The 19,753-nt window shown below is 25.3% G+C and carries 21 protein-coding genes; 17 read left to right on the top strand and 4 right to left on the bottom strand.

Annotation, left to right across the window (positions count from 1 at the left end):
• Nucleotides 1-42 precede the first annotated feature (42 nt).
• The 10 genes from ACRDDE_RS12075 to ACRDDE_RS12030 all read left to right on the top strand — a co-directional run bounded on the left by ACRDDE_RS12075 (nucleotide 43) and on the right by ACRDDE_RS12030 (nucleotide 9,043).
• Nucleotides 43-1,191 carry a hypothetical protein gene (locus ACRDDE_RS12075; protein ID WP_438627615.1) on the top strand — a complete coding sequence of 383 codons (1,149 nt, stop codon included), beginning with the start codon at nucleotides 43-45 and terminating at the stop codon, nucleotides 1,189-1,191.
• 206 nt (nucleotides 1,192-1,397) lie between these two features.
• On the top strand, nucleotides 1,398-2,516 hold the full coding sequence (locus ACRDDE_RS12070) for a hypothetical protein (protein ID WP_438627613.1): 1,119 nt from the start codon (nucleotides 1,398-1,400) through the stop codon (nucleotides 2,514-2,516).
• 31 nt (nucleotides 2,517-2,547) lie between these two features.
• Nucleotides 2,548-3,075, top strand: a complete 528-nt coding sequence (locus ACRDDE_RS12065) for a hypothetical protein (RefSeq protein WP_438627611.1) — start codon at nucleotides 2,548-2,550, stop codon at nucleotides 3,073-3,075.
• A 341-nt stretch (nucleotides 3,076-3,416) separates the two neighbouring features.
• Nucleotides 3,417-5,165, top strand: a complete 1,749-nt coding sequence (locus ACRDDE_RS12060) for a DUF262 domain-containing protein (protein WP_438627609.1) — start codon at nucleotides 3,417-3,419, stop codon at nucleotides 5,163-5,165.
• A 928-nt stretch (nucleotides 5,166-6,093) separates the two neighbouring features.
• Nucleotides 6,094-6,387: a hypothetical protein gene (locus ACRDDE_RS12055; protein ID WP_438627607.1), complete on the top strand. Its 294-nt coding sequence runs from the start codon at nucleotides 6,094-6,096 to the stop codon at nucleotides 6,385-6,387.
• Between the two features lie 288 nt (nucleotides 6,388-6,675).
• Complete coding sequence (locus tag ACRDDE_RS12050) at nucleotides 6,676-7,317, top strand: hypothetical protein (protein ID WP_438627605.1); 642 nt, start codon at nucleotides 6,676-6,678, stop codon at nucleotides 7,315-7,317.
• A 96-nt stretch (nucleotides 7,318-7,413) separates the two neighbouring features.
• Complete coding sequence (locus tag ACRDDE_RS12045; RefSeq protein WP_438627603.1) at nucleotides 7,414-7,773, top strand: hypothetical protein; 360 nt, start codon at nucleotides 7,414-7,416, stop codon at nucleotides 7,771-7,773.
• 150 nt (nucleotides 7,774-7,923) lie between these two features.
• Nucleotides 7,924-8,340 (top strand): hypothetical protein, encoded by a 417-nt coding sequence (locus ACRDDE_RS12040; protein ID WP_438627601.1) that lies wholly within the window; start codon nucleotides 7,924-7,926, stop codon nucleotides 8,338-8,340.
• Between the two features lie 41 nt (nucleotides 8,341-8,381).
• Nucleotides 8,382-8,633 carry a hypothetical protein gene (locus ACRDDE_RS12035; protein WP_438627599.1) on the top strand — a complete coding sequence of 84 codons (252 nt, stop codon included), beginning with the start codon at nucleotides 8,382-8,384 and terminating at the stop codon, nucleotides 8,631-8,633.
• A gap of 107 nt (nucleotides 8,634-8,740) precedes the next feature.
• Nucleotides 8,741-9,043 (top strand): hypothetical protein, encoded by a 303-nt coding sequence (locus tag ACRDDE_RS12030; protein WP_438627597.1) that lies wholly within the window; start codon nucleotides 8,741-8,743, stop codon nucleotides 9,041-9,043.
• A gap of 355 nt (nucleotides 9,044-9,398) precedes the next feature.
• On the opposite strand, the gene ACRDDE_RS12025 is transcribed toward ACRDDE_RS12030, so the two are convergent.
• Nucleotides 9,399-9,533, bottom strand: a complete 135-nt coding sequence (locus ACRDDE_RS12025; RefSeq protein ID WP_438627595.1) for a YvrJ family protein — start codon at nucleotides 9,531-9,533, stop codon at nucleotides 9,399-9,401.
• Nucleotides 9,534-10,281: 748 nt separating this feature from the next.
• On the opposite strand from ACRDDE_RS12025, the gene ACRDDE_RS12020 reads away from it, so the two are divergent.
• The 7 genes from ACRDDE_RS12020 (at nucleotide 10,282) to ACRDDE_RS11990 (ending at nucleotide 19,071) form a co-directional block, all read left to right on the top strand.
• Complete coding sequence (locus ACRDDE_RS12020; protein WP_438627593.1) at nucleotides 10,282-12,888, top strand: UvrD-helicase domain-containing protein; 2,607 nt, start codon at nucleotides 10,282-10,284, stop codon at nucleotides 12,886-12,888.
• A gap of 15 nt (nucleotides 12,889-12,903) precedes the next feature.
• Nucleotides 12,904-13,533, top strand: coding sequence for a hypothetical protein (locus tag ACRDDE_RS12015; protein WP_438627591.1), 630 nt, complete (start codon nucleotides 12,904-12,906; stop codon nucleotides 13,531-13,533).
• Between the two features lie 525 nt (nucleotides 13,534-14,058).
• A complete protein-coding gene (locus ACRDDE_RS12010; protein WP_438627589.1) occupies nucleotides 14,059-14,526 on the top strand; it encodes a hypothetical protein in 468 nt (155 codons plus the stop codon).
• 78 nt (nucleotides 14,527-14,604) lie between these two features.
• On the top strand, nucleotides 14,605-15,297 hold the full coding sequence (locus ACRDDE_RS12005) for a hypothetical protein (RefSeq protein WP_438627587.1): 693 nt from the start codon (nucleotides 14,605-14,607) through the stop codon (nucleotides 15,295-15,297).
• Nucleotides 15,298-16,310: 1,013 nt separating this feature from the next.
• A complete protein-coding gene (locus ACRDDE_RS12000) occupies nucleotides 16,311-17,714 on the top strand; it encodes a 3'-5' exonuclease (RefSeq protein WP_438627585.1) in 1,404 nt (467 codons plus the stop codon).
• Nucleotides 17,715-17,723: 9 nt separating this feature from the next.
• On the top strand, nucleotides 17,724-18,404 hold the full coding sequence (locus ACRDDE_RS11995) for a DarT ssDNA thymidine ADP-ribosyltransferase family protein (RefSeq protein WP_438627583.1): 681 nt from the start codon (nucleotides 17,724-17,726) through the stop codon (nucleotides 18,402-18,404).
• Complete coding sequence (locus tag ACRDDE_RS11990; RefSeq protein ID WP_438627581.1) at nucleotides 18,394-19,071, top strand: DarT1-associated NADAR antitoxin family protein; 678 nt, start codon at nucleotides 18,394-18,396, stop codon at nucleotides 19,069-19,071. Before ACRDDE_RS11995 ends, ACRDDE_RS11990 begins: the two co-directional genes overlap by 11 nt.
• A 58-nt stretch (nucleotides 19,072-19,129) precedes the next feature.
• On the opposite strand, the gene ACRDDE_RS11985 is transcribed toward ACRDDE_RS11990, so the two are convergent.
• The 3 genes from ACRDDE_RS11985 to ACRDDE_RS11975 form a co-directional block, all read right to left on the bottom strand.
• Nucleotides 19,130-19,282 (bottom strand): YvrJ family protein, encoded by a 153-nt coding sequence (locus ACRDDE_RS11985; RefSeq protein ID WP_438627579.1) that lies wholly within the window; start codon nucleotides 19,280-19,282, stop codon nucleotides 19,130-19,132.
• A gap of 65 nt (nucleotides 19,283-19,347) precedes the next feature.
• Complete coding sequence (locus ACRDDE_RS11980) at nucleotides 19,348-19,581, bottom strand: DUF2922 domain-containing protein (protein ID WP_438627577.1); 234 nt, start codon at nucleotides 19,579-19,581, stop codon at nucleotides 19,348-19,350.
• A gap of 26 nt (nucleotides 19,582-19,607) precedes the next feature.
• Nucleotides 19,608-19,753: DUF1659 domain-containing protein (locus tag ACRDDE_RS11975; RefSeq protein WP_438627657.1), on the bottom strand; the 146-nt coding region annotated here is incomplete at its 5' end.

Below are 19,753 nucleotides of genomic sequence, written 5' to 3'. Positions count from 1 at the left end.
TGATATAATGTTTAAATAAATAGCATTAAGGGAGGAATAGAGTTGTTTAAGAACTTAAATAATCAAGATGAAATAATAAAATTAATAGATAAAGAATATGTAATCCCTGAAGAGTATAAAAGTATAGTTAAAAAGGCTATTAAAGAATTATCTACTAAAAATTTAAAAGAAGAAACGATAGATAGGCTTGTGAATAAACCACAAAGTTTAAGGGATAATATAGGAGTGTTAGGAAAAGGATTTGCTAATTTCAATGGATATGTAGCAGAGTGGATGGTTTGTATGGAATACAATTCAATAAAGAATAAAGATAGTAATGTGGTGTTCTCTATGTTAAATCCAGATCATCAGTCAAAAGCAGATATAATACATATAATAAAATGTGGGAATGGATATATTTACAAGGCTGGTCCAGATGTGAAGGCTAGTGAAAATCCAAATTATATACTTAATTCAATGGAACGAAATTATAAAAATAGGCAGAATGTACCTATATTAGACGTACACAATACTATTACAACTGAAGAAGAGAGAAGAAAGAATTTGAAGCCTAGGCAATTAGAGCGATTTAATAATTTGAAGGAGAGTTTTCCGAGAAAAAGCCTTATACCCTCATCTATATCACCAGAAGTTTTGCGTAGTACATCATTGAACTATATTAAATATATAGAACATGGAGTATTACCTAGTCAAAACTCAAAAATAGACTTTAATGTAAAAAACATACAAAATCAAGACTATATAAATAAATTAAAACAAAAATCTAGAGAAAATGTTTTAAAAACAAGTAAATGGAGTGAATATAAGATAATAGATATAAATACAAAGGCAAAGACAGATCAAAATATAGAAAAAGATAATTTGAAATTTAATGAAAATAAATCTAATACTGAAGATAAAAATAAAAAATATAAAAATAAAAATAAAAATATAGATATTGAGATTGATGAAAAAAAATTACAAAAGTATGTCCATTATGGATATAAAATATATAAAACCATTAATAATATATATAAATCATACAAAAGCGCAAAAACTGATGTATATGAAGATTACATAGAATATCAAGAAAACTTAGATGATTTACACGAAAATATTAGGTGTGAACATGATGTAAAGGAACATATAAGAATCTGTAAATCTGGTAAAGAAGTAAATGTAAGAGCGCATAAGAGATGTGTGGGAAAATAATAAAAACTTAAATACATTTAGATAAGTCTAAAAATCTAAATATTTATTTTTAAAAAATTTAAAATTTAGCATTAAATATGTATTAAACAAGATTCATAAATGGTATAAAATGGATTTATTTACTATTTTTAAATATTAAAATAATGTATAATGAATGTATAAAAATAATAAATATGCAATTATAATATTTTTATACGGAGGGAAGAATGAAGAGGAAAACAGAATTATACAGATTGGTTATAGAAGAAGAAAAAACAAAAGATACATTAAATGAATTAAATGAGTTAAAATCAGATATGCTTTTAAAAGACTTTTTAAATCATTACTATGACCAACTTATATTTAATAGTGAAGTTAGAACGTCAGGGAAAGCTATAGTTGAAAATGATGAGGAAGAAGATTTAAGTGACGAGGAACTTAAAAGTAATATAGATGAAGTAGCTATGACTGAATCTATATTAAGTGAATCAAGTAAAGTTAGTCATACAAAGATAGACTTAAAGTCAAAAAGCATATGCTATTATATTGATAGTCTTAAAAAAGTAGATTCAGAAGATGAACAAATAGATGCAACTAGAGAAATTACAATTAACTATATAAAGTATGATAAAAAAGTTAAAGTTGTAGATAAAGATACTCTAGAAGCGATTTTTGAAAAGGGTAAGAATCAAGGAGATTTAGAAAAGCAGCATTACATATTAAGAACTTTTGAAAATGCAAATAGAGCTTTAATTGTTTGGGAAAAAGTTTATGGGGCAGTAACTATAGGATTATTAGAAAGGCATATGAACTCTAGTTATAGAAAGTGGATAAGAGAAAAATATAAAGATGATAAAGGAAAGAAAATAGATTTATTAAAATACAATATAAAAATCTATGCTTTACCATCAAAAAATTTCATTGAAGAACTTGAAAAATTAGAAAAAATATCTTTATTGAATGTAAGTGTAAAAAAAGAAAAAATAACCAAAGATGAAGATATTTTATACTCAGAAGAAAATATAAGTAGAGATTATGTTGAAATCTCGTATAAACCTTCTATAGGAAAGACATTTACTAAAAAAAATATAAAAAAATATTTTACAAATTCTCAAAAAAATAAAAATATAAAAAGACTAGTAATTAAAGGTAGAAGAGATGGAAGTAGTATTTCACTGGATACAGAATTAATGAAAATGAGCGAATATGTAGATATAAAACTAGGTGATGATGGATTGATTCTATCTGAGGATTTATTTAAAAAATATGTGGATTTGATAGATGAAAATGTGGAAGCTTTAAATGATATATTTATTGATATAGATATAAGCGATGAAAAGGCTTAAAAATATAAATATGGTATAGGGTGGTGGTTATATGGTTAGAAAAATTTTAATTATATTGTTAAATTTCTTTACAAGTTTAAGAAAAAAAGAAGCTTTTGATTTATTTATAATTCCTCTAATCTTAACAACACTTATATATGTAGTATGTAATTCGAAGATAGCTGAATTTGAGAAATTCATAACCACTTTTAATGGTATAGTTATAAATGTAGCAGCTATATTAGCAGCATTTGGAATGTCATCATTAGGTATGCTAATATCATCATCAAGTGAAAACATAGTAGATGCTAAGGGTAGGCCAACAGAAAGAAAAGATAGGAATAATAATATAATCACGTATTACAAATTACAAATATTGAGAAATTTCTTTAGCCTATTTATGTTATTTGGGCTATTAATATATTCAATTATATTTGTATTTCTACTAGAATTAAATATAAATTTAAGACCTATATTTTATACTGAACTTTTTATAATGCTAATATCAATATTTTCTCAGGTATTTGTTGTACAAAGTATGTACTTTTTATTTGTTGAACCTAAGATCAATAAAGGATAGATATATGAATAAGATTGAATATCTATAAGAATTAAGGATAACTAAATTTTAGTTATCCTTAATTTTATTATCTAAAAAAAGTGATTTTGATATTAGAATAAAAAACACTTTAATAAAGATTCAACTCTTAATAAATTTTTTATTGAATAAACATATGCAAATCATTACTATTTTTTATAGATGAGGTTGAGATTAGACTTTAAATTAAAATATAGAATAGAAGATAGCTTAAGGCATTAGTAAAATATAATTGTTTATAGATATATGTATAAATATGGAATTTAATATATAGTTATAGTACAATTATGGAAGAAAAATTAAACTATAAAGGGGATAGTAAAATGTCATTTCAAACACCAATTACAATAGCTCAAGCTATAGATAATATAGAAAGTAATAGATATTTATTACCTTCTATACAAAGAGATTTTGTATGGAGTCACAAAAAAATAGAATGGTTATTTGATTCGATAATGAGGGATTTTCCTATAAGTTCATTTTTATTTTGGAGAGTAGAAGGAGATACTAAAAATCAATTTAAATTTTACTCTTTTTTAAAAGAATATAGAGAGTACTTCAAAACTCACAATGAAGAGTTTAATACTGATGGTAAAAGTGAATTTACCGCTGTGTTAGATGGACAACAAAGGTTGACATCTTTATATATAGGTTTAAAAGGAAGTTATGCATATAAAAAGCAAAGAGTTAGAAAGATAGATACTGAACAGAATATACCTACAAGAAAATTATATTTAAATATACTAGATCCACTTAAAGAAAATGATGAAGGGAGGGTATATGAGTTTAAATTTTTAACTGAAGAACAATATAGTAAAGAGCCTCATAAATGGTTTAGAGTTGGAAAAATCTTAGAGCTAGCTAACAACTTTAAATTTAATAAGTATTTAGATGAAAACAATTTAAAAGAAAATGAATTTACTTATGAAACTTTATCTATATTACATGAAAATATATTTATGAAACAATCTATAAACTATTTTTTAGAAACTGAACAAAATATAGATAAAGCATTAAATATATTTATTAGAATAAATAGTGGTGGAGAACCATTAAGTTTTTCGGATTTAATAATGTCTATTGCAATAGCTAATTGGAAAGAGAAAGATGCAAAAAAAGAGATAAGCAAACTTATAGAAGAAGTAAGAGATAAGGGATTTTTCATATCAAAAGATTTTGTGCTAAAAACATTTTTATATTTACACAGTAAAGATATAAAGTCTAGAGTATCTAATTTCTCAGCAGAAAATGCAAAAGACTTTGAAGAAAAATGGGAAGAAATTCGTGAAGCTACAGTAATGGCATTTGAAACGGTTAGATTATTTGGATATGTTGAGTCTACATTAACCTCAAAAAATGCTATGTTACCTATAATATACTATATATACCATAGAAAAATATATACAGATTTCTCATCAAGAAAAATATACGAACAAGATAGAAACTTAATAAGTACATGGCTTAATATATCATTATTAAAAAGAATTTTTGGTAATCAGGCAGACAATATACTAAGCACTATAAGAAGTGAGTTTACAGATAGTGTAACTAATATTCCTATAAAAGACACAATAGTAGAATTTCCTAAGGATCAAATAATAAATAGACTGAAAGGAACTACTAAGGATATGAATATGGATGAGGAGTATATAGAAAATTTACTAGCGTCTCAAAAAGATGAGAATATAACATTTAGTATATTAGCTTTATTATATCCAAATTTAGATTATAAAAATGGAAATTTTCATAAAGATCACCTACATCCAGTATCATGGTTTAAACAAGAATGTTTAGATGAGAAAAATATAGAAAAAGATAAATATGAATTTTATCTAAATCAAGAAAACTATAATAGTATAATAAATCTTCAAATGTTAGATGCAAATGAAAATCAAGCAAAACAAGATAAAGGTTTAAAAGAATGGGTAGAAGAAGAATCTGATAAGCAGAATATTTCTATAGAAAAGTTTTGTGAAAATCATTTAATACCAAATATATTAGAATTTGAAAATTTTGAGGAGTTTGCCGAAAAAAGAAGAGAACTATTGATAAAAAAATTAAAAGAATTATAATGCAAATAAAGATATTTGATGTGAGAAGTGCGTTACATCAAATATCTTTATTTATATGTTGGGGTTGGTAAATTAAAAAGAGCGATTATAGCTAAAAAACACTATGACCTGTCTTTTTAAAATTAACCTATATAAATAGGTTTAAGGATAGTAATATAAATGAAATAATACCGCATTTAATAGCTATATCTATAGTTATAAAAGATTCTCTCTTTGATCTAGATTTAACTTTTACTTTTTCCAAAATATCAATTCTTTATATATTTGGAGTAGTGTATATGATTTAATAATTTAAACTTGTATATGTTGTTACTGCTACTATACATGATTTTAATACTTTGGAAGTTTGGCTATCGCCACCTGGCTTTTTATTTTAATCTTTTGAGATAAGTCATTCAAAAGGATTTCCATTACAATCCATAACTCAAAGTATCTTTTAATCGAGAGTTTTATGTTTTTTGATGATAATAGTTTTGAACTAAAGTTTTATTGGAGTTTCAAGTGATCAGCCTACGGCTGTGCCCCTCTGACAAAATCTAAAAAGCACTCATATGCTCGTTTACAACAAACTTAGACTACATCATATTGCATATCATGTAGTTTTAGTATATTGACACTCGGCATATACGTACATTTTTTAGATTGTCATTCACTGCCCATTCGCCCAATGCCCTGCCTGTATAGTCTTTTTAGTTACATATCATCATTGTTTTCTTGAGACTTAACATCTTGGACCACAATTTATTCTTTAATAAAAACATTGAGTTACTATAACACGTTGTAGATTTTAAGAAGCATATTTATTAAATTTAACAAAGTTAAAAAAATAATTTATATAATAATAAATTTATCTTAATGACTAAAGTAAGTCAAAAGTATAAGATAGTATATATAAAGTAAATTGAAAGTAAATAGGAGGTATAGGGATATGATATTAATAAAGGTAAGTGAAGTTCCCACAACTAGAGAAGGATTAAAGGAAAGAACTAGCAGAGCGTGGAGAATAAACCCAAGTAGATTATATAATCAAGATACAGTAATTTCAGTATACAGAGGTGAAATATTAGAAGTATATAAAATTTTAGGTTATGAAGCTGATAAAATATCAGAGGGAAGAGTAGCGTTTAAGCTTGAAGAAATAGAAAGTGACTTAAAAGGTAAAACAATAATAACTAAAACAAGTAATCCTTGTACAATAGTTGATACATTAGTCTTTAAATAAGGAACTATTAAAGATGATTTTATTACTATTAATAGTAGGTTAATTTGGGAAATAAATATATAATTAGATTATCTTAGAGTGCGCCCAGATAGTGTTATAATAGTTAGAACTTATGAATATGTTGTAAAGCTAATACAAAGTAAAAAACGATTTATAAATTAAGAACATATAAGGAGTGGCTCTATGACTGATATAATTTAATTATTTTATCGGTTAGCCAAAAATCATGTGTGTCTGTGGTTTTATGCAACCACATCAAAACATTGGATATAATTAGAGGAGGTCAGTATGTTATTTGAATCAAGAGGTATATATAAAATAATGACAGAACTTACAAGAAAAGAGCATTTAGAAATTATAATAACCACTAGTATAAATAAGTTTATATCTAGTTATGTTTATAACCATTTTAGAAAATCTAAATTAACAGATTATGCAATTAGTAAATTTAATATTAAAGAAGAAGATATAGAAATCAATGAATATATTGTTAGAGATACTGCAGTTCAAGCTTTGATGATATATCAAAGTAATTTAATTAATATTATAAGCATTTATAATATTGGTAGTACATTAACTATAGTAGAAGAAATTAATGAATTAAAAGAAGCATTAAGAAATGATAAAAATCTATTTGAATGGCTGAAGTGTTTAAGACTAGAGAACTTTAGCTTGGATAGAGAGTTTGGAAACGTAGTAATAGAAAAAATTGAAAAAGAAATAGAAGAACATTTAATGGATATTAAAGATGTTGAATCAGGTAAAGCGATTAAAACAATTCATCAAAAAACAATAGAGTTGGAAAAAGAACATGAGGAAAGAATGAAAAAATATAATGAGGTAGATTGTATAAACTCAAGCTATTGGTCTGATTATGATGATAGCATTAGGGAAGTAAGAGGTTTAGATAAAGATTGTCCGATATTTTAAATAATAACTACGATAATCATAATAATATAAGTAAATTAATAATGAGACAGAAATTAAAAAGTGGAAATATTAGATTTATATTCAAGGGAGAACGGTATGGAAAAGTATGAAAAATCAAATTGTAAAGATAATCAAGATCATAATAGAGGTTATGAATTAAAAATATTGTACAACAGAAGTTGCAACTTAAACTCTAATGGAGAGGAGATTGGAAAGGCAGAATATAGTATCGAAAAGTATGATATAGATATGAATATCTCAACGATAGGACTGTTTGAAAGTTTTGAGGAAATGAAAGATTATTTAAATGAAAAAAATTTATTTGATTGTTTAGATAATGATCCTATTATAGGAGTAGTTAAAAGCGATGGTTTAGAAGTAGGAGATGAAATAGAACTAGTTAAATTTTCTAAGGTCCTATTTAATGGTAAATTAATCACAAGGCAAAATCAGTAGACATTAAAGGAATGGTTTAATGAAGGTTCAACTAGCAGATGAATTTATATATAAATCAAAAACTTATGACTTGGTTTATAAATAGGTAGATTAATTTTACTTAATCCATATGAACATGAATTTAAGCCATATATTGAAGATTTTAATTGCATGAAAGGACATTTATGTACATATACAGTAAGCAATAATAAGTTATTATTGTCTAATCTAGAGATAAATAATAATCGTAAAATAAAAATTAATGGAATAGGTCCTATGAGAAAGAAATATATACATTTGGCATTGAAACATGGACTTAAGAATGTTTTATATAATTATTTATTAGAAGGGTTTGATTATAAATATAAAAATATAGGATTAAATATAATGTATATGGGATATGTATTAATCGGTAGAGGGCATTTATGGGAATATGAAGAAATATTCGATTACGATGAATGCATGATAAGCACATATCTATTTGAGGAAGTATTAAAGCTAGAATTTATAAATGGAGATTTTGTACAAGTTGAAAATATCAGTGAAGATATAGATTTGAAAAGAAAAAAATTAATTTTGAAATATTAACTAAAGATAATACGATAAATAAATTAAGGGGAGAAAAATATATGGCTATAAATTGGAAGGATCATTTACCTTGCTACAAAGGAGATATATTTAAGTTTGCAAGATTATTAGGTAGTCAAGAAGATATAGAAAAGACAATAAGAGAATATGAAGAAAACTTATCCGAAGAATGCAAAATCATAGAATCGGGAGGAAGAGATAGTCGAGTTTTACACAAGATGAAGGCTAACCTCAAGAAGTCTCTTGAGGTGCATATTAAAGAAATAGAGACATTTAAAAAAGAGAAGATATAAATTATAAGTATAAGTCAAGTAAATATGAGATAGCAGGCATAATAAAAGAATTTATATGTAGTAATGGGGAGTATAGTATTTATGAAGTTAATTTATATGGTGGGGGTTTGTATCTTATAAAATTAGAAACAGATAGTTTACATTTATGGGAAGATTCTGATTACGATGAGTATGGATGTAACTATTTTGAAAGTTTTTTATCATTTTCTTGCACATGCAATGGGGGAGATCACTATGATGAAAAAAGGTCAGATATTGTAATATGTGATAGCGATATTGTATATGATAACAATACTTTAGTATTAATGACAAAGGAATATGATTTAGTATTGGAAGTTATAGAAAGAAAGTCTCCACCTGAACCTAAAAATGGCACTGAAACTGCAATAATTTTTGATGAGCCTTTCTAAAATAGGAACCTTTAAAAAGGTTCTTTTTTATTGAATAAATATATTGAATGATATTGTATTTATTTTTATAATTAACAAACTTTGATAAATGAATTAAAATAGTTTATATAAAAACTAAAAAATATAATTGGAATGATAAACTTAAAGTATTGGGATTACTTAAATTTAAATAAAAATATATAATAAAAAAGTCAAGTTTGAGTCGATAAGCTTGACTTTATATATAAATGAAATTATTAATTAATGAATATTGCGGTGAAATAAGTTCAAAATTGCAGAAATAAAAATCTACCATAAATAATATCTAAAAAAGTGTATCTATTGAAATTTATAAGTTTCATTAGATACGCTTTCTTTATTTTTTATCATTCAATTCGTATATATTAGAACTCAAATTTTCAAGTTTACCTCCTATTTTAATTAGTAAATACATAGCATCAATAGCAGGGAAATCTAAATTAGATATTAAAGCTATTAAATCTAATTTCATGTAATAAACATAACTCCAATTCATCTGAAATTTTATTAAGTGTGGCTCAAAATAATAAAGTATAAAGATATAAGTTTTAGCTACATTTAAATAAAGCATTTTCTCAGATTTAGAAGCAAAACTTATATTTTTATACTTTAATTATTATTTTGAGCAATACTATAATCCTATATAACTAATTCATATTCAGTAGTTGAAGTTTGAACTACTCTTGCTTCTAATGGAACTTCTAACTCTTCACCAAATATAGGAGTAAATATGTTTTTTCAACTATTTGACCCATATCAGTTTTTATTTCCTCCTTATTTAAATCATATCTAGCATTGGTTGTAAATAAGTTTAGTTTTTTCAAATATATTTAGAGAAAACCACTAATAATCTAGTTTCTATATTAAGTAAATGTTTATTTTAATTTAAGGTATTAAAAACTAACTGGATTAAAAAAATTGATATACAGAATAATTACCATATGTTACCATAAATATAGTCTGTAAAAATATGTACTTTTATGTTGAGAGGTTTGATATTTTTACTAATAGTATTTTAATAATTATATTTAGCTACAATTGGAACAACTAGGAAATATAAATATAGGAATTACTTCTATAAAATATTAAAATATTCGGTTAACAAATTAAGTATAAAAATTATATAGTGGACAATAATCACAATACAATTAAATATTATTTTGATAACGTGATTAAAATAATAAAAGAATAAAAATTGCAATTAATAGGGGTTGAGAATGTTGAAAAAGCTTATAGTAGATGACTTTCTAAAGAAAATTCCAGAAGAAAGTAAGCAGATGATTTTATCAGAAATGGATAAATTTATAAGTGAATATGAAGATAATAATCGGGATATAAACAGTATGTCTAAGGGGTTTTATACAAAACAAATAAAAGGGAATAAATATAATCCTATATATAAATTTAGAGTAAATAAAAGTGATAGGATATTATTTACATATGGTAAATACCTAGAAAATATAAGAGAAGAATATTCAGATTCCATAATATTTATAGATTATTGTAATCATGACAGTCAAATTGTTAAGGGTAAAAAAGTAAATATTAATAATAAAACTATAAAAACAGATGAAGACAAGTGGGATGAAGAAATTGATAAAGAATATATAGACTACAAGTATGATCCTAATAAGCTTATATCAAGGATAGTAAGTGTTGAAACATTAGCAGAGATGCTAGATAACGAAGATGAAAGAGCTATATATTATTTAAATGAAGAGCAATTTGAATTACTTAAAAGTGATATAACACCTTTATTTATATTTGGAAGCGCAGGGAGTGGAAAGACAACTATGGGAATAAACAAAGCATTCTCATTATGTCAAGATGATATAAGTATAGGCTATTTCACATATTCAAAACATTTAGTTGAACAATCTCAAAATCTATTTAAAACTTTATGTAAAAGTGAAAATAAAGAATATGACGATAATATTAAATTTAATGATTTGAATAAATACATATTAGACTTAGCTAAAAAACAAAGTTACGTTAAATATGAAGAGTTTGAAAATTGGTATGAAGATAAATTGTTAAAAACAATGGGATTATATAATTTTAATATTGATAAGAAAGATATATGGAAGGAAATAAGAGGGATAATCAAAGGATTAGTATATATTGATTGGATAGATATTAGTTTAAACAAATCTGATTTGCATAAAGATACTATAGATTTTATATTAAATAAAAAATTAGGTGTAGACAACAAGAATCATATAAAACTTATAAATAAAGATTTGGCTACTTTAATGGATAAAATCGAAATATATAAAAGTGAGGGAAAAAACTATATATATAAAGATTTATCATATATATATAATAAAATAGATGAACGAATATACTCAAAAAAAACTATGAGTAAAGATGTTTATGTAAAATTACCTAAAAAATATTCTAGATTTAATGAAGATGAAAGAGTAATTATATATAATATTGTATCTAAATATCAAGACTGGTTAGATAAAAATAATAAAGTAGATGAGAATGATATAGCTAGAGTGTGCTTATCTAAATATCATAATGAAGATATAGAGTTATTTGATTTTTTAATATGCGATGAAGTTCAGGATTTGACTGAGATACAAATATATTTCTTATGCAAGATTATAAAAAATAAAGAAAAGATACTTTTTAGTGGAGATTATAATCAAACTATAAATCCAACTTTTTTTGATACAGGGAGAATAGAAAGCTTATATAAAATCAATAATGGAATCGATAATTTCAATAAAAGAAGTTTATCTATCAACTATAGAAGCAGCAAAAACATAGTTGATTTAGCTAATGATATAGCATCTCTTAGAGAAGAAAAATTAAAGAAAACAGATAATGATTATAAAGAAATTCCTATTAGAGGAAGTAATGACAAGTTGTTTTTATTAAACCAAATAAAAGATAACAAAACAAAGCTACTTAAAACAGCTTTAAAAAGGCATTATGTAGGGATAGTAGTTCCAGATGATGAAGAAAAGGAAACTATAGAAGCTCAATTGGGTGTGAAAGATATAGTATTTACTGTTAGTGAGATAAAAGGAATAGAAAAAGATTATATAATCTGTGTGAATGTACTATCAAAATATAAGCATATGTGGAATGAAGTATTTAAAAATAATATAGATGAAGACAAAGAAAAATTCAGATTTTATTTTAACTTATTATACGTTGCTATAACTAGGGCAAGAAATAATATATGCTTTATTGAAGATGATAAAAGCACGGATATATATAAATACATAAGTAAACACATTCAAGAATTTAATATATTCGATGAGTATAAATTAAAGATAGATAGACAATCAGGATTAGAAGATTTTTTTAGAGAAGGATTAAAGTTAGAACAACAGGAGTTGTATAAGAAGGCTATACAATATTATAAAAACGCAAATATTGGAGAAGACACCACTAGAATTGCTATAAAAAGATGTGAAGCTTTAGTGAAAGATAGTCAGGGAAATCATCATGAAGCTGGAGACGATTTGATGCAAATTAATGAATATAGTTTAGCAGGACAGTGTTATAAGAAAAATAGTGAGTACTTAAACTATTTTAAAGCATTAGTGCATAACAATGAAACATATGAAGGGATAACTAAAAAACTTGGAGAGGTTGATAGACATCCTATAAAACTAATACATGACAATAAGAATAAAATTGATTGGATAGATAAGTTTAATGAAATATATGAGCAATATGAATGTGAAAAAATAAGTATTTTAAAAACTAATATAGAAGAAATGAAAGATATAACAAAAACTTCAAATAAAAATATTAAAGAATTAATACAGATGATGAATGATAGTTGGATAACGTCAACTAGTATTTAGGAAAGGGTTATTAGTATGGCTAAAGATATTATTAATGGAATAGATACCTTTGAAAAAGGTGTGGATGAAATACAAAAGCTTGGAAGTGTAGTTAAAGATTTTAATGAGACGGTAGATGGCTTATCTGACGTGTTGATAACTATAGGAGATCAAGATAATATAGTAGATTTAAAAGAAGCTTCTTCAATGGCTATAGATAGTTTGAATAGTTTAAAAGAAACTATTCAAAACGTAAACGATGAATATGATAAACTTGTAAATTTAAGTTTATACAAAGAAAATATACTAGAGGAGATTAATGTTCTTAAAAAAGAGATGAAGTCAATCAAACTGGAGAACAAAAAAATGCTTAAGTCTTTTAAAGAAGAAATTATAGATTGTATTAAGGAAAGTACTAGTGATATTTCAGTACAAACAGAGATAAAAGAAGAAGAGGTATCATATTACAGTGATTTAGCATATAAATATATTGAAAATAAAGAGTATAAAGAAGCTATAAATTGCTATAGCAAAGTTATTAATTTAAAAATAGCTAAAGATGAGGTATGTGAAAAGATAGACTACTTAAATAGAGCTAAAACATATGAAATAATAGGAGACATAGAAAGTGCTATGAGTGACTACAAAAAGGCATCAGAAATATAAAAAGAGAGTTGAGATTTAAGATAGAAGTGATGATAATCCAGTTTACAAAACTAGTAAGTATTTATCTACAGCAGAATGAAGAAGATTTGATATTTACTTAAAACCTTATCTATATACAATTGAAATAAATAAGTAGGAATAAAGTTATACATTTAGTAGCATAACTTTATTGATTCAATTTATAAAAACTTTAATATAAATAGTATTTTTGTAAATGTTAAATAGTAATTAATACAAAATATCTTGTAGGTAAAAGATAAAAGGGAATGAAATCATCTCTTGTAGACATGATGATTAGATTTAAAGAGATGAAACTATGGGCAAGAACACTAGCACAAATCGTGTGAGTATTCTTGCCTTTAGTTTTTATTACGTACAAATTAATATTAAACTATCGTTATTTGTTAACTTTAGATAAAGTTAAATGATTATTTTATATATTCGACAAAAATATACATAAAAATATTTTAATTTATGTTACTATAGCGAAGAAAAATTAAATAGAGTATAGAGAGGAGTTTTACCATGAACTATGATTTTAAAAAAGCATATGAGTATGCTCATAGTGTTGACATTGAAGATTTAGCAAAAAGGGCTACGGTATATAATGCATATATAACACAATACTATTATGATCAAAGAGGAGCAGTTGCACATGACGTAATGTTGACTATTATTGGATCTATATATGGACCTTATGGAGATATAGATCAAGATGGAATTGATGAAATTGATAAATATTTAAAATTTACAAATCAAGGATTTACTGGTGGTTGGGGAACTATGACATTTGAATGGTTTTCTAAAAAATTTAAAACACAACAAGATGCAGACTACTTCAACAATATGGCACAAGTTTTAATGGATAAAAGTAATTCTGTATATGAGTTATTATGTTCTACTAGTAGTATAAATATAGATAAATTAATTGGAGGAAGATCACCATTTGAAGGATTTGATAGCAATCCATATGTAAACTGGAAATATATATAAATAATAAGATAACATAAATTAAAATATATAAAGTAATTATAGAGTAATAAATAATAAAAACTTTGGAGGAGAAATAAAATGGGATTGTTTTCATTTTTAAAGAGACAAGAAAACACTTGTAAACAAGTAGAATCTAACAACAAAAATAAATCAACAAGCAATAATTTAAAAATTAAAAGTCAAACTACATATAACAATAACGTTCTTGACAACCAATCAAAAATAATAATCTCGAGGTTTATGGATGGTGCATGTAACAATCTATATAGTAACTCAATGCAGTTTAAGGCCGCACTTAGGAATATACTAAACACTAAGCTAGCTAGAGCATCGTATGACAATACACAATATATAATTTCATTAAAAACAAATATATTATATTACTTGAATACTTTTGAGGAAGTAGAAAATTTAATTAAATCATGGATAAACAATGGGTATGTACCAGACAATGAAATATGCATATCAAAAATACAAATGATTCAAAAAAATTGTCGTATAGGTAATCTTAGTAATGCTAAGAATAATCATTTATTAAAACCATATGAAAACCTATCACCTATCAATAGACAAATAGAACAATTAGAGTTTGACTATATGTATTATAATGCATATTCAGAAGTGCTATATAATTTAGTTGATATAATATTAAATCACAGACAAGAATTTGCTAATTTATATAGAAAAGAATCTAATTTAGTAATTAAAGAGATAAAAGGATACAGTCATTTAAGTATAAGTAACTGCTTAGGAACTTTAAAGCTAGGATAAGTTAGGAGTGTAAAACAATTTGTGATTCGAGGTTAAGACGATCTACTATTGTTTTAACCTATATTAATGACATCTAGATTATAGAAAATAAATAGATATTTAGATAATCTTAGTATATGGCACATATTTTTTAGTGCTAGAATTTATGAATGTAATGTTAATATAAAAAAGTATATTAATTGAAAAAATGAACTGCACCCTGTAAAATGAACAGTGAAAAAATTGGATCTAACCCGATTGGATAGAAATGACAAATAGTCTACTTAGTCGGGTTTGAATTTTCAATTTCTCGTTTACTTGGAGTATGAGATATATACTTATAGTATCCATAACGTGATACTTTTAATATTTTACACATAGTTAAAACATTGTAGATTGAAGAGTTTTCTTTTATAAATTGAAATTTTTGTTGTATTGTTTCTTGAAAAAGGTTGAATACTTTTTTAAAATTGAACATTCCTATTGTAGGGATTCAATTTGATTATTTAATTTTTTTATTTCAAACTTAATATTTAAACGAGCATTTTCATGGATATTAAAAGCTTTATCATCATGGACTTCATATTCCCTTATACATCTAAAAAATCTCTAGAAGGTTCTACTTCTTTATCTATTTGTGTTATTTTTTTATCTTCCTCAATAACCTGTTTAACAACTTGTATTTTAAACTTTTTATTATATTTTTTATTTGATATAAAAAACATCCTAGCAGAAGTATTGACTAATTTAGCTAATATATACGGCTACAAAAAGGATATCAGTCAAAACAGTTTATTATTTTAACTGGATACTATACAGTGACATATCATTTTTATTAAGTACACTTTTTTATTTCTTATTATTAAGTTCATATATATTGTTAATTACTGAATTTATACTATGAAAATCAACTATAAAAGTATATATGTTCAAAATTTTACCACTAAATATGTACAAATTGGAAATTATGATATAAAATTGGTAAAAAAAGGAATAATATAATTTTTAAAATGTACTAATCATGGAGGCAGAATATGTTAAGGGGAAAACAACAAGAAATATTAAATTTACCATATATAGGGCATGGTGTTGTATGTGGAGTTGCAGGTAGTGGGAAAAGTTTTTGCGCTATAAAAAGGGCAGAATTTATACAAGAAGTAACTGAAAAGAGAGTGTTAATTTTATCTTACAATAACTCACTGATTAATTATATGCAAGATATTTCAGGTATACAAACAAGCAATATAGACTTTAAAACTTATCACAAATTTGCAACTAAATGCATGAGAAATTTAGGGAAATTATCTAATAATGATATATTACAACATAATTATGAAAAGGAAAAAATGATAAATACAGCTATTGATAATGTGATACAAAGAGATGGAAAGGTTAGTACACTAGAAAGAAGATCATTTATTATAGATGAAATAAATTGGATGGAATCATTTGGGTCATTATCTAGAGAAGTCTATAATGAAATAGAAAGAAGTGGTAGAGGTGGAGCGAACCTTAGGAAAGCAGATAGAAAGTACGTATTTAATGTATATGAGGAATATATAAACATTAGAAATTCCGAAGGATATAGATATGATTGGGATGATTTAGCATATCACCTTAATGCATATTTAGAAATAGAAGATATAGAACCAGAATATGGATGTATAATCATAGACGAAGGCCAGGATTTTTCACCTATGATGATAAAGTCTTTAGTTAACTATATTAAAGATAATGGTAGCATATTATATTTGGGTGATAGAGGGCAACAAATATATGGAAAAGGGAATATGAGCTGGAAAAATCTTGGATTAAAAATAAGAAAAGTATATACTTTAGATGAAAATCATAGAAATTCAAAGCAAATAGAGAAACTAGCAAATAGTATACGAGAAAATTTAAACTTAGATATTGAAGATGGCTTAGTATCAGTAAATAGTCAGAGAGAAGGAAGTAAGCCAAAGGTTATATCGTTTATAGATGAATATGAAGAAAAGAAATACATAGTAAACCTAGCAAAAGAATACACTGGAAAAGGATCAACTTGTATAGTTTTAAGAAGTAATTTAGATGTAAATGAGTTTACTAAGTTATTGAATTTAAATTCTATATATCCAACTAAAATCGACAGATATACTACAGAATTTAATACAGATAATGGGATCTTTGTAGGAAACTATCATTCTGTTAAAGGTTTAGAGTTTGATAATGTTATAATAGCAAAATGTTCAAACTCTATGCTAGAAAATATAGAGGGAATAGAAGATGTAAGTGAAGAAGATATAAATTCATATGTCAAAGAATATGAGATATCATTAGCAAAGCTTATTTATGTTGCGGTTAGTAGAGCGAAAAATAATCTTATTATTACACATACCGGAGAAGTTCTTGAAATAATACCTAATGAAAAAGAAATATGCGAATTTTATAAGGAGTAGAGTAATAATATGGAAAATTTACTAAATCAAATGAAAAAACGAAATATAACAAGACTATGTCATTTTACTAAATCAAAGAACTTAGCACATATACTTAATAGTTTTGACGGGATATTAGCAACTGATATGCTTCCAGATTTCTATAAAGAAGTTAATGATAAGTCAAGATTTGATGGGAAGAAAGACTATATATGTTGTTCTATACAATACCCGAATGTTTTTTATTTATATCAAGTAAAAGATAATTGTAAATTATTTAAAGATTGGATAATATTATCAATAGATCCTAAGGTAATATTAACATCTAATATTTTATTCTGTAAGGTAAACGCAGCTACAGAGAGTGGAAAATTTATAAAACAAGGTATAGAAGGATTTAATGAACTGTATGAAGAACATATAGCAACAAGCAAGAGATCTATAAGTAGAAGTTTCAATATGCCAGTATCATGTCCAACTGATATTCAAGCAGAGGTAATGATATTAGAAAAAATACCAAGAGAATTTATAAAAGAGATAATAGTTCCTACAAATCAACAAGCAAAAGAAGAATCAGTAAGGATGAAAGTATTAGGCGTTAAAAATCCGCCAATAATAAAAGTATGTCCAGAATTATTTGATAAAAATTTGTGTGATAAATTAAGAAGTGGTGATATACCAAAGGAGATAGAATATAAATATGGCTATTAGACCTGTATTTGAAGCAGATAATGAAAAATATGTAAAAGTAGAAAATTACGAGTTTACGTGGTATGCAGGATTTTCTAAATTACAAAAACAAAAAAGCTTCAAAGACTTACACTCTAAATATTTAGAAAAAAATAAAACTAAGAGTATTTTAGAAGTATCTACTAGTTCAGACAAGTCACTAGGTGTAAAATTAAGCGCATTTAATTTAATGATAAAAGACAAACTTGGGAAAGAGATTTGTAGTATAGAATCATTATTCCAATCGTGCAAAAAATTTGAAAAAGGGGGGCCATATAAAGATATAATTTATAAGTCACCTATAGAAGCGAAGCGAGATATTAGGTTAAAAGAATCTGGAAATCTAATATGTTTTTACTACAAAAATGAAGAGTGGGAATTAGAACCTAAAACTCAATTTTACGATTGGATATATATAAATACACTTCATCAACATATTGATTTAAGAGAAGAAATTTTAAAATATGATGCATTTACAGATATTGCATTTAACCCACAGAAGTCTATAAACTGTCAAGCTAGATCAGCGGCACTATATGTAGGACTTTACAGGAAAAATATATTAAATAAAGTTCTGAAATCAAAAGAAGAGTATCTTGAGTTTGTATATGGAAAAGAAAAAGAGCAGTTAAAATTAAACTTAGAGTAAAGGGATACAAGTGCATTATATCAATTACATGCACTTGTATATTTTAAGTAGTACAAATCTACTTTACTTTCATTATATTAATATTTTTACTTAATTCATTAATACTATCACTTAAGCCTTGAAGCTTAGCCTCTATCCTAATTAGCAAATACATACTAATAGCAATAGGAAAGCCTACATTTGCAATAAGTGTTTGAATTTCAGAATCCATAAAAATACCTCCTTTCCAAAATAAAAGGAGGATGTATGATTTTAAACATACAGCCTCCTTTTATTTTATATAACTAAGTCATATCCAGTAGTTGCAGTTTGAACTACTTTTGCTTCTAATGGAGCTTCTAACTCTTCACCAAATCGAGGAGCAAATATGTTCTTTTCAACGATTTGTTCCATAGCAGATTTTATTTCTTCCTCAGTTAAATCTTCTCTAGGATCTGAAACAAATAAGCTTACTTTTCTTCCAAGAGTTGTAGAGAAAACCATTAATAATCTAGTTTCTATATTTCTCATTTTCTAATCCCCTTTCTTTTTTAAAATTAATTTGCTGGTGTTAATTCTGTATTGTCTATTCTTACTACAGATAGCACATCATGTTTTTGTAGAGCATTTAATATTTCACCTACATTGTAAACATCAATAGCTTTTGCTTCAGGATTAACATTTGAAAAACTTCTAGTTTTAA

This window comes from Paraclostridium sp. (assembly GCF_051656405.1).
In the GTDB taxonomy this organism is placed as follows: domain Bacteria; phylum Bacillota; class Clostridia; order Peptostreptococcales; family Peptostreptococcaceae; genus Paraclostridium.
Note: the sequence above shows the minus strand (reverse complement) of the source record. Positions and strands in the feature narration are given on the sequence as shown.